This window comes from Marivirga tractuosa DSM 4126 (assembly GCF_000183425.1).
In the GTDB taxonomy this organism is placed as follows: domain Bacteria; phylum Bacteroidota; class Bacteroidia; order Cytophagales; family Cyclobacteriaceae; genus Marivirga; species Marivirga tractuosa.
The window spans coordinates 2141421-2154786 of sequence record NC_014759.1 but is presented as its reverse complement, the minus strand read 5'-3'; the positions used below and the strand labels follow the sequence as shown (position 1 = coordinate 2154786).

General features: G+C 37.0%; 14 protein-coding genes. 10 read left to right on the top strand and 4 right to left on the bottom strand.

Annotated features, from left to right (window positions below; translation table 11 throughout):
- The 5 genes from FTRAC_RS09045 to FTRAC_RS09025 all read left to right on the top strand — a co-directional run bounded on the left by FTRAC_RS09045 (position 1) and on the right by FTRAC_RS09025 (position 6672).
- Positions 1-1338 carry a glucoamylase family protein gene (locus FTRAC_RS09045; protein WP_013453932.1) on the top strand — a complete coding sequence of 446 codons (1338 nt, stop codon included), beginning with the start codon at positions 1-3 and terminating at the stop codon, positions 1336-1338.
- Positions 1328-2116, top strand: a complete 789-nt coding sequence (locus tag FTRAC_RS09040) for a carboxylesterase family protein (protein WP_041650555.1) — start codon at positions 1328-1330, stop codon at positions 2114-2116. Before FTRAC_RS09045 ends, FTRAC_RS09040 begins: the two co-directional genes overlap by 11 nt.
- Before the next feature lie 7 nt (positions 2117-2123).
- Positions 2124-4403, top strand: a complete 2280-nt coding sequence (gene bglX / locus FTRAC_RS09035) for a beta-glucosidase BglX (protein ID WP_013453930.1) — start codon at positions 2124-2126, stop codon at positions 4401-4403.
- Complete coding sequence (locus tag FTRAC_RS09030) at positions 4403-5239, top strand: endonuclease/exonuclease/phosphatase family protein (protein ID WP_148230062.1); 837 nt, start codon at positions 4403-4405, stop codon at positions 5237-5239. Before bglX ends, FTRAC_RS09030 begins: the two co-directional genes overlap by 1 nt.
- Before the next feature lie 239 nt (positions 5240-5478).
- Positions 5479-6672 (top strand): class I SAM-dependent rRNA methyltransferase, encoded by a 1194-nt coding sequence (locus tag FTRAC_RS09025; protein ID WP_013453928.1) that lies wholly within the window; start codon positions 5479-5481, stop codon positions 6670-6672.
- 215 nt (positions 6673-6887) lie between these two features.
- On the opposite strand, the gene FTRAC_RS09020 is transcribed toward FTRAC_RS09025, so the two are convergent.
- Together FTRAC_RS09020 and FTRAC_RS09015 are read right to left on the bottom strand one after the other, a co-directional pair.
- Positions 6888-7724, bottom strand: a complete 837-nt coding sequence (locus FTRAC_RS09020) for an IS3 family transposase (RefSeq protein ID WP_013452758.1) — start codon at positions 7722-7724, stop codon at positions 6888-6890.
- Between the two features lie 8 nt (positions 7725-7732).
- The gene (locus FTRAC_RS09015) at positions 7733-8131 is read right to left on the bottom strand and encodes a transposase (RefSeq protein ID WP_013452759.1); all 399 of its coding nucleotides are present in this window, start codon (positions 8129-8131) and stop codon (positions 7733-7735) included.
- Between the two features lie 103 nt (positions 8132-8234).
- On the opposite strand from FTRAC_RS09015, the gene FTRAC_RS09010 reads away from it, so the two are divergent.
- The 5 genes from FTRAC_RS09010 (at position 8235) to FTRAC_RS08990 (ending at position 12287) form a co-directional block, all read left to right on the top strand.
- Positions 8235-8960, top strand: a complete 726-nt coding sequence (locus FTRAC_RS09010; protein WP_245546043.1) for an RluA family pseudouridine synthase — start codon at positions 8235-8237, stop codon at positions 8958-8960.
- A gap of 88 nt (positions 8961-9048) precedes the next feature.
- Complete coding sequence (locus tag FTRAC_RS09005; protein ID WP_013453926.1) at positions 9049-9513, top strand: nuclear transport factor 2 family protein; 465 nt, start codon at positions 9049-9051, stop codon at positions 9511-9513.
- Between the two features lie 40 nt (positions 9514-9553).
- Positions 9554-10102, top strand: coding sequence for a DUF4199 domain-containing protein (locus tag FTRAC_RS09000; protein ID WP_013453925.1), 549 nt, complete (start codon positions 9554-9556; stop codon positions 10100-10102).
- 212 nt (positions 10103-10314) lie between these two features.
- The gene (locus tag FTRAC_RS08995) at positions 10315-11805 is read left to right on the top strand and encodes an MltF family protein (protein WP_148230061.1); all 1491 of its coding nucleotides are present in this window, start codon (positions 10315-10317) and stop codon (positions 11803-11805) included.
- Between the two features lie 26 nt (positions 11806-11831).
- A complete protein-coding gene (locus FTRAC_RS08990; protein ID WP_013453923.1) occupies positions 11832-12287 on the top strand; it encodes a hypothetical protein in 456 nt (151 codons plus the stop codon).
- Between the two features lie 2 nt (positions 12288-12289).
- On the opposite strand, the gene FTRAC_RS08985 is transcribed toward FTRAC_RS08990, so the two are convergent.
- Together FTRAC_RS08985 and FTRAC_RS08980 are read right to left on the bottom strand one after the other, a co-directional pair.
- Entirely contained in the window at positions 12290-12889 is a 600-nt protein-coding gene (locus tag FTRAC_RS08985) for a trimeric intracellular cation channel family protein (RefSeq protein ID WP_013453922.1), read from the bottom strand.
- An 18-nt stretch (positions 12890-12907) separates the two neighbouring features.
- Positions 12908-13360: a YciI family protein gene (locus FTRAC_RS08980; protein ID WP_013453921.1), complete on the bottom strand. Its 453-nt coding sequence runs from the start codon at positions 13358-13360 to the stop codon at positions 12908-12910.
- Positions 13361-13366 lie beyond the last annotated feature (6 nt).

Here is a 13366-nt window from a genome sequence, read left to right as displayed (position 1 = left end):
ATGAAGAATTTACTCTTATTAATTACTACGGCACTTCTTTTCTCTTTTTGTTCTTCACCCCAAAAAGAAAAGGAAGCCAGCACGAATAAAATCGATGAGGATTCACTCTTGAATTTAGTGCAATATCAAACTTTCCAATACTTCTGGGAGGGTGCTGAGCCTAATTCTGGACTAGCCAGGGAAAGATTTCACGAGGATAACATTTATCCTTCTAATGACAAGCATATCGTAACGACTGGAGGATCTGGTTTTGGATTAATGGCCATCATTGTGGGGGTTGAAAGAGGCTTTATTGAGCGAGCTCAAGCCATCGAAAGATTCGGAAAAATAGTGGGTTTTCTTGAAACAGCTGACCGTTTTCATGGGGCTTACCCACATTGGTTGAATGGTGAAACAGGAGAAGTGAAAGCATTTAGCAAAAAGGATGATGGTGGAGATTTAGTTGAAACAGCTTTTCTGATTCAGGGTCTTCTAACTGTAAGGCAGTTTTTGGATGCCTCAACTGAAGCAGAGAAAAATCTCGCACAAAGAATTACTAAGATCTGGGAAGAGGTAGAATGGGATTGGTACACAAAAGGTGAAGATGTTCTATACTGGCACTGGTCTCCCAACTATGAGTGGGATATGAATTTTCCAGTAGGAGGTTATAATGAATGTTTGATAATGTATGTCTTGGCAGCTTCATCTCCAACTCATGCAATAGACGCTGATGTTTATCACAAAGGCTGGGCAAGAGATGGCGCTATTGCAAATGATACCACTGCATACGGTTTGCCTACCATTTTGGATCATTACGAACATGCTGATAAAGCAGTTGGACCATTGTTTTGGGCACATTATTCTTATTTGGGTTTAAATCCTAAAAATCTGAATGATAAATATGGGGACTACTGGGATTTGAATAAAAATCATGCATTGATACAATACAGATATGCAGTAGAAAATCCTAAGGAATTCGAGGGATATGGTGAAAATATGTGGGGCTTAACTTCTAGCTATTCCATGAAAGGCTATGCCGGACATAATCCTGATGATGATTTAGGTGTGATTTCTCCAACTGCAGCACTTTCATCTTTTCCTTATACGCCTAAGGAAAGCATGCAATTCCTAAAATTCTTGTATGAACCCAAAAGGGACAGTTTAATCGGGAATTATGGGCCTTATGATGCATTTTCTTTTGAGCATGATTGGTATGTACCTCGCTATTTGGCTATTGATCAAGGTCCTATACCTGTCATGATCGAAAACCATCGATCAGGCTTGATATGGGAACTTTTTATGCAGAATAAAGAAATCGAAAATGGGCTTTCTAAATTGGGATTTTACTATGAAGAATAAACTGAAATTTTGTATTGGATTTCTATTGACGGTCTTTACCCTGAATTTATATGCACAGGATAAATCTGAATTTTTAAAAGCAACATTAATTGAAGATGAGGACACTTTAAGTTACCGAATTCTTTACCCTAAAAATTTTAATCCTGCCGAAAAATATCCACTTGTTTTATTTTTGCATGGCGCAGGTGAAAGAGGAGGTGATAACGAAAAACAGCTTGTTCATGGTAGTTCATTGTTTCTCAATCAAGAAAACCGAGAGAATTTTCCTGCAGTTGTAATTTTCCCACAATGCCCAAGTTCGGAATACTGGGCAAAGGCCGATATAGTGCGCTCTACTGAAGGCAATACTTTCAGATTTGATTATTCAGGAACGCCCAATAAAAGTTTGGGATTGGTAATGAAACTACTTGATCAATATAGCCAAAATCATTTTATCGATCAGAATAGATTATATGTTGGTGGCCTCTCAATGGGTGGCATGGGAACATTTGAGATTTTGAGCAGGATGCCTAATACATTTGCAGCAGCCATTGCAATTTGTGGTGCTGGCAATCCTTATAGTGTTGGCAATTATGCTGATAAGACAGATTTATGGGTGTTTCACGGAGCAAAAGATGATGTTGTTGATCCTGAGTATTCAAAAGAAATGGTAAAAAGTTTAAAGGCGGCTGGGGCTAATGTGAAATTTACGCTTTATCCAGAAGCGAATCACAATAGCTGGGATCCTGCTTTTGCAGAGCCTGAATTGCTCACTTGGTTATTTTCAAATTCAAAATAAAATAAAGATGAAATTTATATTACTATCAGCATTAGGTTTACTTTTCTTATTAGGAGGATGTAACAATCCCCAAGAAGATAAAGGTACCGCTGACCTCGATCAAAAGGTAGATTCGCTGCTGGCTATCATGACCCTTGAAGAAAAGATAGGCCAATTGAATTTGCCATCTGCTGGTGACGTGAGTACTGGAATTAGTACCAATAAGGGCATTGCAAAGCAAATAAAAGAAGGTAAAGTAGGTGGATTATTTAATATCAATGGGTTGGATAAAATCCGAGCAGTTCAAAAAGTAGCAGTAGAGGAAAGTAGATTAGGCATCCCATTAATTATTGCTAAAGATGTTATTCATGGATATAAAACGACTTTCCCAATTCCAATCGGACTTTCAGCAAGCTGGGATATGGAGTTAATTGAAAAGTCTGCAAGAATTGCTGCTCAAGAAGCATCAGCCGATGGCATTGCCTGGACCTTCTCTCCTATGACTGATATTTCTAGAGACCCCAGATGGGGTAGAGTTTCGGAAGGTAGCGGGGAAGATCCGTACTTAGGCGCTCAAATAGCCAAGGCTATGGTGAAGGGTTATCAAGGAGATGATTTATCAGCAGCCAACACTTTGTTGGCATGTGTAAAGCACTTTGCGCTTTATGGTGCCTCGGAAGCTGGAAGAGATTATAATACTGTAGATATGGGGCGATTGAGAATGTATAACGATTATTTCCCATCCTACAAAGCAGCAGTCGATGCTGGTGTGGGAACTGCTATGGCTTCTTTTAATGAAATAGATGGAGTTCCAGCAACTGGTAATAAGTGGTTGATGACCGATGTTTTGCGCGAAGCATGGGGCTTTGATGGATTTGTAGTGAGCGATTATACAGGCGTAAGCGAAATGATTGCCCACGGAATGGGGGATTTACAACAGGTTTCTGCATTGGCCATCAATGCCGGGGTGGAAATGGATATGGTAAGTGAAGGCTTTTTGACCACACTGGAAAAATCTGTAGCGGAAGGGAAAGTTTCCGAAGCAACCATAACAAATGCAGCTAGACTGATTTTGAAAGCAAAGTTTCAATTAGGTCTTTTTGATGATCCTTATCGCTATATGGATGAAGAAAGAGCTTCTGAAATTTTTTCCGATGAAAACAGAGCAGTTGCGCGGAAAGTAGCATCTGAATCCATGGTTTTATTGAAAAATGAAGATGCTTTACCACTTCGGAAAGATGCTAAAATAGCTTTAATTGGTCCATTGGCGAACAATAAAGAAAATATGGTAGGTACTTGGAGTGTGAGTTCTGATATCAGTAAGTCCATCTCCATTTATGATGGGATTAAAGAAGTTTCCACTAATCCTGAAAATGTAAAATATGCTAAAGGCTCAAATTTAGTGGCAGATCCCGATTTAGAAGAACGAATTGGGATGTTTGGAAAAAACACCTATCGTGATGACAGGGCTGAATCTGTGATGATTGCTGAAGCCGTTAGCCTAGCTAAGAATTCTGATGTAGTAGTGGCTGTTTTAGGGGAGGCCTCAGAAAGTTCAGGGGAAAGTTCTAGTTTAACGGATATCAGTATTCCTGAAGTTCAAGTGAATTTATTAAAGGCATTAAAAGCTACTGGTAAAAAAGTCGTGGTAGTTTTATTGAGTGGAAGGCCATTGGTACTCGATGAGATTTTGGAAGATTCCGATGCTATTTTGAATGCATGGTTTCCGGGTTCTGAAGCGGGCTTGGCCTTGGCTGATGTTTTATACGGAGATGTCAATCCATCCGGAAAACTGACCATGACCTATCCGCAAAATGTAGGTCAAATTCCTATCTATTATGCTCATAAAAACACAGGTCGTCCTTTGGAAGGAGAGTGGTTCCAGAAATTCAAATCCAATTATTTGGATGTGAGCAATGAACCGGAATTTCCTTTCGGATACGGATTAAGTTACACTAATTTTTCTTATGATAATTTGAAATTAAGCTCAGAGGCCATAGATAAAGGGGGTGAATTAAGGGTTACCGTGGAAGTTAGCAATACAGGAAATGTTACCGGAAAAGAAGTTGTTCAATTATACATCCGCGATCTGGTGGGAACTGTTACACGCCCCGTGAAAGAACTGAAAGGCTTTCAAAAAATAGAATTGAAAGCAGGAGAGACCAAAACGGTAGAATTCACCTTGAGTGAGCAAGAATTAGGGTTCTATCATCAAGATATGAGCTTTTATGCGGAACCTGGTGAGTTTAGAGTTTTCGTTGGAACCAGTTCCGATGAGGTTTTAGAATCCGAATTTGAACTGAAGTAGTGAATAAATCAGTATTTATGCTAAAGTATGGGATGATTTTTTCTGTTGTGCTCCTTTTTTCTGTGAATTCGTTTTCACAAACCAAAGTCTGCACTTTTAACATCAAATATGAAAACCCAAAGGAGGGAGTTCACCAATGGGACAACAGAAAAGAGCAAATTCTGAAACTCATAAAAATAGAGGATGTTGATATCATTGGAATGCAAGAGGTAGTACATTCACAAATTCGGTTTCTGGAAGCTGGTTTAGCTGAATATGCTCGAATTGGAGTGGCAAGAGATGATGGAAAAAGCAAAGGTGAATATTCTCCTATTTTTTATAAAAAGGATCGATATACCATAATTGATAGTGCAACTTTTTGGTTATCTCCAAATCCTCAGATTCCTGCTAAGGCATGGGATGCAGCACTTCCAAGGGTTTGCACATGGGCTAAATTGATAGATCAGGATACAAAGGATTTAATTCTTGTTTTAAATACCCATTTTGATCATGTAGGAAGTGAAGCACGTGCAAAAAGTGTGGATTTAATTTTGTCAAAGATCAATGAACTCGAACATAATGGAAAAGTAATCTTAATGGGTGATTTTAATTTAGAACCTCAATCTAAACCCATACAAAAAATTATTGATTCAGAATTAAATGATGCTTTTGAAGCTGAATTAAATTTGGGACCTATTGGAACATACAATGCATTCAAAATCGGAGAAAACTATGAGAGAAGAATAGATTATGTTTTCTATCAAGGCTTTAAAATCAAAAGCTATAAAAATTATAGCTTAAGAATCCAGGATACTTTTTTATCAGATCATTTTCCAGTGGTGGTTGAATTTGAATAGGGTATCTTGTTTTATCAAATTATAGGATTAACATACACGCACTCCCCGTTTCGGTGTTTTCACCGAAACTTTAGTAACTACCGGCTCAAGAAACTCATGGAAATTTGCAGGTGAAAATACCTGCAAAGTGGAAAAGCTTCAAAGCTGAAATATTTAACTAAAAGTGTAAATATGAATAATCAGTTAAGTTTTAAGTCCATTTTCCCCATCTTTGCATAATATTCTAGAATCCAATTATTATGCAAAGCCCATTACCCATCATCAACCTCAAAAAAGGAAAAGAAAAATCTTTAGAGCGTTTCCATCCTTGGATATTTTCAGGTGCTATTCATCCTGTTCCTCAGGAAGTGAAAGAGGGCGATTTTGTAGAAATTCAAACACAAGATAAAAGATTTATCGGAATTGGTTATTTCCAAGTGGGCTCCATTGCCGTGCGAATGCTGACTTTCCAAAAAGAGGAAATCAATCAGGATTTTTGGAAAAGGAAATTACAATCTTCAATTGAGCTGAGGAAGACTGCAAATCTCTGGAATAATACTGAGACCAATGTTTTTAGATTAGTTCATGGCGAGGGAGATGGTTTCCCTGGTCTCATAGTGGATTATTATGACGGCTGTGTGGTTTTTCAAGCACATACAGTCGGAATGTACCAGATTAAGGAAGTATTCTTAGAAGCCCTAAAAGATCTATTAGGAGAGCAATTGAAGTCAGTTTACGATAAAAGTAATCATACACTTCCTTTCAAGGCAGAACTGGAAACCACGGATGCATTTATTTACGGAGAAGAGAAAGAAGAGTGGTTGGTAAAGGAATATGGCAACACCTTTAATATCAATGTGGTAACTGGGCAAAAAACCGGCTTTTTTATAGATCAAAGAGAGAATAGGAAATTGTTGGAGCATTACAGTAAAGGCAAGAAGGTTTGCAATACTTTTTGCTATTCTGGAGGGTTCTCCATTTTTGCTCTGCAAGCGGGTGCTGAATTAGTTCATAGTGTGGACAGTTCTCAAGGTGCAATGGATTTGACTGATCAAAATGTGAAATTGAATTTCCCGGATGCTCAAAATCATCAATCTTTCACAGCTGATGTTTTTAATTTCTTAAATGAAATGCCAGAGCAGTATGATGTGATCGTTTTGGATCCACCGGCATTTGCCAAGCACAGAAAAGTATTAAAGAATGGCTTACAGGGATATAGAACTATCAATGAAAAAGCCATGAAGAATATGAAATCGGGGGGTGTACTTTTTACTTTTAGTTGTTCGCAAGTAGTCAATCAAGAGCAATTCAGGACGGTAATATTTTCAGCTGCAGCCAGAGCAGGAAGGCAAGTTCAAATTCTGCATCAACTCCATCAACCAGCAGATCACCCGATTAATATTTTCCATCCTGAAGGTGAGTATTTGAAGGGTTTGGTATTGCGAGTGGTTTGATAAGGAAGTAGATAGTTGCTAGGATCAAGTATTGATATTAAGATTCAAGAAACAATACGGTCAATGCTATTTATGGATGGACAAGTGCACACTTCCAATTTCCAGCTTCTGACTTCTAATTTCGATCTGTCTCTGGTCTGAGCTTCTGTACTGACCTAATCACCCGTCATCCCTTATCCAACATCCTGCACTTCCCTGAATAGAGTTGACCGTTTTTAAACATTTATTTCATTATTGAATATAGTGATTGATTGTTGATGAAAAGTACTTTTCATCAACAATTTTTTCTCAAATTCTTCTGGACTCATTTTTCCAATATGGTTATGTGGTCTTACATTATTGTAGTGCTGTACTGCTTTTTTCATTTTCCTTTTTAACTCATCAAAGCTGGAGGGCTGCCATAATTCGATATAATCATTTTTGATTGTTCGATTGATTCGCTCTGCATAAGCATTATCCTGTGCAGTTTTAGCCATACTTATTTCACAATTTTCACTTCTTAGAAGATCAATATACTGATGATAGATATACTGGCTACCTCGATCTGAATGATGGATCTTAGGTGGTTTATGATCTTTAAATGCCATTTTAAGCGCCTTAATATTGGCAGTCGCTCGCATATGATCACCTACATGATAGCCGACTATTTTCTTTGTATAAACATCAATGATAAATACAGCATAATAAAACTTTTCACCTATGCGGATATAAGTGATGTCAGATTGCCAAATCAGAGAAGGACCTTTTATCTTCATTCCTTTGATGAGGTTAGGATAATACACATCTGAGGAATAAGTAGTCCTTCTGTAATTTCTTTTAGCTTTTAAACGGTAGCCTAGTGCCATGAACAGAGATACAAAGCGATCTCTTCCAATGAAATCAGGACGTAGTGTGTCATACATTTTCTCAACCCCACAACCGGGATGGGCTTCTCTTAACTGATCAGCCTCCATAACTAAATCTGCTACTTTCTTATCAAAGATAGCTTGACGCTTTGCATACTGATGTACAGCCTGCTTGCTAATGCCTATGGTTTCATACAACTGGTTCATGGAAAAGTTTATTTTCTTCTGGTTGTTGCTGAACCACTCGATTGTGGGGTGTTGGAGTTTTTTTTGATGTCGATATCTAATTCAGTCTTGGCTACATCAATCATCTTTTCAAAATAATCAATCTGTATCTGCTTCTGACCAACTGTTTGCTCTAACTCCTTGATGCGTTGCTCCAAAGCTTTCAATTTTTCTGTACTACTGTCTTTCATCTCTACTATGCGTTGACCACGTTCATTATGGTTCGAGTATTTATAAATCCATTTATAGATACTCTGATTAGAAATCTTGTGTATGCGCTCCAATTGGCTCACACTAAATTTACCACTTTCAAAATCATCGACAATAGATTTTTTAAAGCCTTCCGAATACTTACGGTACTTCTCAATTAATTTTACCTTCGCTTTCATATATATTGACTTATATGGTCAACCTATACCAGAGACGTACATCCACCCCACTTCCTACTTCAAACTCCCTACTTCCAACTATTTATTTTCTTGAACCTATAAATTGTACCCAAATTTTACGACTTTTGCATTTATGACTTATCAGGAATTTTTACAAATAGTAATGTATGAGGATAACCACCTTTTAGTGGTTAACAAACCTTCAGGTATGCTAGTTCAGGGAGATCAAACAGGGGATACTCCAATATCGGAACATGCGAAAGAATATATAGCTAAAAAATATGATAAGCCAGGTAAAGTATTCTGTGGCACACCTCACCGAATTGACCGACCCGTGAGCGGCACCTTGGTTTTGGCAAGAACTTCTAAAGCGCTGGAGCGAGTGTCAAAATTATTTCATGATGGTGAGGTCGATAAAACCTATTGGGCAATTACTGAAAAAAGACCACCCAAAACAGAAGATACTATTACCCATTGGCTCAAAAAAGATTCTAATAAGAATTTGACTCACGCCCATATGAGTGATAAAAAAGGAGGATTGAAATCTACGCTTTCCTATCGTCTGGTTCGTGCATTGGGCGACAGAAACTTGATAGAAGTCAAACCACACACAGGACGTCCGCATCAAATTAGAGTGCAGTTGGCTAGAATTGGATGTCCGATTATTGGAGATGTGAAATATGGATTCCCTAAACCGACTAAAGATGGTTCAATAGCTTTGCATGCCAGAGCAATTAGCTTTGTGCATCCTGTGAAAAAAGAGCCATTCAATGTAGTAAGTCCTATTCCAAAAGCATTTGTTTGGTCGTTTTTTGAGGATGTGATCTAAAAGCTAAATTAGGGCGCTTTACCATTGGTGTAAATACCATTGTATCCATGTTGAAATTTTCTGAATTTTCGATTGAATCAGTTTATTTATGAAGAAAATTTTACTTTTATCTGCTTTTATCTTTTGTAATTATTTTTGGGGCTTCTCACAAAATTATCAAAATGATTCTACGTATATAGCAAAAATTATCCACGATGTTTTTGATGGGATGAGAGAATCGGATACTTCCAAAATGGCTCCATACATGCATCCAAAGGTAAAAATGCAAAGCTTGAATGTGGGAGACAGCGGCAATCAGATCAGTCAATTGAATGGAGCAGAGGGCTGGCTGAAGGCAGTAGCTAATAATAATGGAGCAGTTTGGAATGAAGTAATAGATAATTTGAGGATCACATCTGATGGCGCCATTGCCACTGCTTGGATGGATTATAAATTTTATTTAGGGGATCAATTGAGCCATTGCGGAACAAATTCATTCCAATTAATAAAAATGGATGAAAAGTGGAAAATTATTTATATAATTGATTCAAGAAAGACAAAGGATTGTAATTAGTACAATTAAACTTAAAACTATAACCTAAATCGAAATTAAAATGGAAAATCAAGAATTAGAATCTGGAACAAATCAACACTCGGTAAAATGGGGTTTAATATTGGGATTAATTTCCATTATTATTACACTCCTTGTTTATCTTATTGATATTACACTCTTAGCACAATCTGTCGTTGGGATCATTATTTTTGTGGTTTATTTAGCAGCTCTGATATATGCAGGACGAGACTACCGATCTAAATTAGGAGGATATATGTCCTTTGGGAAAGCTTTTACGCATGCTTTTGTAGTATTAGTGATTGCAGGTTTTGTAGGAACAGTTTTTAATTATTTATTATTTAATTTCATTGATCCAGACATTGTTCCAATCTTAGTAGAGGCACAAATGGGAAATGCAATGAAGACTATGGAAGCATTGGGTGGAGCTGGAAATACTGAAATGATGGATGGCATGGCAGATGGAATTAAAGAAAGCTATACCTTGAAAGGCCAGGCAATGGGCTTTTTATGGAGCCTGATTATTTATGCTATTGGAGCCTTAATTGTAGGGGCAATCAATAAGAAGAAGAACAAAGAAGAAGAATTTTAGATTAATCAAAATCTTATTTTAAAGCCATTCAACGCAAAATTGAATGGCTTTTTTATTGACATGTAAATTACAATTATAAACCCTTTCTCTATTTATGAGTATTTTATATGGGATTATGATCATCCAACAAAATAAGTGATCAGTCGAAAAAATTAACCCTATTTACTCACGGATTAATTTATTAGCTATATTGTCAACCTTAAAATAAAGATATGATGAAATTTTTCAACAAGTCTTTTTACATTCTGCTAACAGTTCTATTTAGTTTAACGTGGGCATGTTCCACAAAAACTGATACCAAATCACAGGATGTATCCTACGATATTGAACCTGTAGATTTTGATTTTGATAAAATTAAAGAAAGGGGGTATCTAACTGCGGTGGTCGATAATAGTGCAACCAGTTATTTTATCTACAAGGGTCAGCCAATGGGCTATGAATATGAAATGTTAAATTGGTTAGCAGACGATTTAGATGTTGAATTGAAAATAATAAAAGATAATAGTATTTCTTCTGCGCTTGAGAAAGTGAATAGAGGTGAAGCGGATATTGCAGCTTTTAATTTGACCGTCACTAAAGATAGAAAACGATATGTGGATTTTACAAATCCTTTGTACTTCGTAAGACAAGTTTTGGTACAGCGGAAACCAGAAAACTGGAGGCAAATGAAGGTCCATGAAATTGAAAATCAACTCATAAGAGACCCAATCCAATTAACAGGCAAGAAAGTACATGTTAGAAAGAGTTCTGCTTTTTCAACTCGTTTAGCTAATCTTTCAGATGAAATTGGTGGTGACATTATAATTATTGAAGATAGTAGTAGTTTGGAGGTAGAAACATTAATAAGAATGGTGGCGGAAGGGGAGATTGAATATACAGTTTCAGATGAAGATGTTGCAATGTTAAATGCTACTTACTATCCCATAATAGATGTGAAAACTCCTGTGAGTTTTTCTCAGCAAATTGCCTGGGCTATGAGGTCAAATGCTGACACCTTGGAGAATAAAATTAACAGTTGGTTAGAAGAGAGACAAAAGGAAACCGATTACTACGTGATCTACAACAAGTATTTCAAAAATTTAAAAAGATCGGTAGATAGGTCTTATTCTGAGTTTTCATCGGTTGGAGGGGATAAACTTTCTTCTTTTGATGAAGAAATCAAGGCTACTGCACAGGAAATTGGGTGGGACTGGAAATTATTGGCAGCACTAATATACCAAGAAAGTAAATTCGACCCTAAAGTGAAATCCTGGGCAGGAGCTAAGGGATTGATGCAAATGATGGAACCTACAGCTCGTGAATTTGGAGCTAAAAATTTATACGATCCTAGTCAAAGCTTAGAAGCTGGGGGCAACTATATTAACTGGTTACAAAACGCATTTACCAAGCAAATTCAAGACAGCGTGGAAAGACAGAAGTATGTTTTAGCTTCTTATAATGTCGGTATTGGGCATATGCAAGATGCGATTCGCCTAACAAAAAAATATGGTGGAGATCCAACTAAATGGGAAGGGAATGTTGAAAAATACCTTTTATTAAAATCTCAAAAGAAATATTATACAGATCCGGTGGTGAAATATGGCTATTGCAGGGGCGAAGAGCCTGTAAATTATGTACATGAAATTTTAGAGAGGTACCAGCAATATGTTTTATTGTTGAATGCGTCAACTATTGAGGATGGGGATGAAGCCCCGGTTATTTAAAGCCTAATTTTTATTTAATTTATAAAATGTCAAAAATAGATCAACTTTTTAAAGAGTATACGCAAGAGCGTTTCATCAAATTGAACAAAGAACAATTCGTTTATATTGTGAATCTTTTTCCTGCCTTAAGAGTGGTAATGTCAGATGGAATTGTTGACCAGGAAGAATGGGTTACGGTGAAAAGACTTGCTAAAATTCTTGGTGATGAATTTGCTTCAGATGATTTAGGTGAAGAGAAGGAGGAAAACCTCATGTTGATTTATAGAGCTGAGTTTCGGCACTTGGTCAGAAATTTAGATAAATGGCAAGATAAATTTCTAGCTGCACTAAAAGACTATTTCAATGAAAATGAACCTGCCAGAGAATTTGTGGTAGAAACCATGTATCTCTTTGCCAGCGCTTCAGATGGTGTTTCTGAAGAAGAAAATGAAGATATTGAATTCCTTACTAAGGAATTAGGCTTGGAAGATATCGAACTTTAGCATTATATTTTAGGGAAATTAATATGGTATTTTACTGCTAGCAGGCGTGCTGACATTATAAAGGAAGCCGTCACAATAAAGTTAAGATCTCTATCAAGTTGGAAATAGTTTAGGAGAGTATAAAGCATTCCGCCCACAAGGCATACACTAGCATAAATTTCCTTACGGAAAATAACGGGTGTTTCATTTACTAATGTGTCGCGAATTACTCCTCCAAAAACAGCAGAGAACATTCCCATGATTGCAGCAATTTCCCATCTTAAACCCATGGATAATGCTTTTTCAACTCCTGCAACAGTAAAGAGCGCAATTCCCATTGAGTCAAATAGGCTCAAAGTTTTTCGTAGTTTTTGGAGGAATTTATTGAAAAAACTGGTGAGCAATACACCAAAAAGAATAGTGTAGATAATAGTCATATCGCCAACCCACGATAATGGGTAGCTGCCTAACATGATATCTCTTAAAGTTCCGCCTCCAATTGCTGTTACAAATCCTGTAAAACCTGCACCAAACCAATCTTCTGACTTGTCTTTTACAGCTAATGCACCTGAAATAGCAAAAACTAAGGTTCCTAGAAGTTCAAGTGCATATTGGATTTGCATAAATCAACTTTTATTAAATTATGGGCGGATTTTTTCGATTTTAGAATGAGTTTCTAAATAAACAGGTAAAGCGGCTGATCCATACCAATTGTAAATATCATAAGCTAATAAATCTGCTTTTATGGCAGGATCGGTAAGTAAAAGCTCTGCTACTTTTGCCTTATCAGGTTCATCAAAAATATAAATCCCTCGATAATCATTACTATTTTCACCCAAAGGACCAGCCACAATCAATTCACCTGCTTCAGCCATTCTTCCAATATTTTCCATATGTCCTCTGAACAAACTATCAACTCTTGCTTTGTCCTCTATATTTCCCCCACCAGTTTTCAGCATCACCAATGTATAAGATTTCATCCCGTAATCATCAGCGCCTAATGAGTCGGCTAAATTCTTATCATAATCAGGATTTTGTGAGAACACCAAAAATGGGGAGACTAATAAAAGGCAAAGCAAGAGTAGATTTTTCATGTGTAT

What these genes read in the sequence shown, in the direction of transcription:
- FTRAC_RS09045 (WP_013453932.1), top strand. Translation starts at nt 1, where the DNA reads ATGAAGAATTTACTCTTATTAATTACTACGGCACTTCTTTTCTCTTTT.
- FTRAC_RS09040 (WP_041650555.1), top strand. Translation starts at nt 1,328, where the DNA reads ATGAAGAATAAACTGAAATTTTGTATTGGATTTCTATTGACGGTCTTT.
- bglX (WP_013453930.1), top strand. Translation starts at nt 2,124, where the DNA reads ATGAAATTTATATTACTATCAGCATTAGGTTTACTTTTCTTATTAGGA.
- FTRAC_RS09025 (WP_013453928.1), top strand. Translation starts at nt 5,479, where the DNA reads ATGCAAAGCCCATTACCCATCATCAACCTCAAAAAAGGAAAAGAAAAA.
- FTRAC_RS09020 (WP_013452758.1), bottom strand. Translation starts at nt 7,724, where the DNA reads ATGAACCAGTTGTATGAAACCATAGGCATTAGCAAGCAGGCTGTACAT.
- FTRAC_RS09015 (WP_013452759.1), bottom strand. Translation starts at nt 8,131, where the DNA reads ATGAAAGCGAAGGTAAAATTAATTGAGAAGTACCGTAAGTATTCGGAA.
- FTRAC_RS09005 (WP_013453926.1), top strand. Translation starts at nt 9,049, where the DNA reads ATGAAGAAAATTTTACTTTTATCTGCTTTTATCTTTTGTAATTATTTT.
- FTRAC_RS09000 (WP_013453925.1), top strand. Translation starts at nt 9,554, where the DNA reads ATGGAAAATCAAGAATTAGAATCTGGAACAAATCAACACTCGGTAAAA.
- FTRAC_RS08995 (WP_148230061.1), top strand. Translation starts at nt 10,315, where the DNA reads ATGATGAAATTTTTCAACAAGTCTTTTTACATTCTGCTAACAGTTCTA.
- FTRAC_RS08990 (WP_013453923.1), top strand. Translation starts at nt 11,832, where the DNA reads ATGTCAAAAATAGATCAACTTTTTAAAGAGTATACGCAAGAGCGTTTC.
- FTRAC_RS08985 (WP_013453922.1), bottom strand. Translation starts at nt 12,889, where the DNA reads ATGCAAATCCAATATGCACTTGAACTTCTAGGAACCTTAGTTTTTGCT.
- FTRAC_RS08980 (WP_013453921.1), bottom strand. Translation starts at nt 13,360, where the DNA reads ATGAAAAATCTACTCTTGCTTTGCCTTTTATTAGTCTCCCCATTTTTG.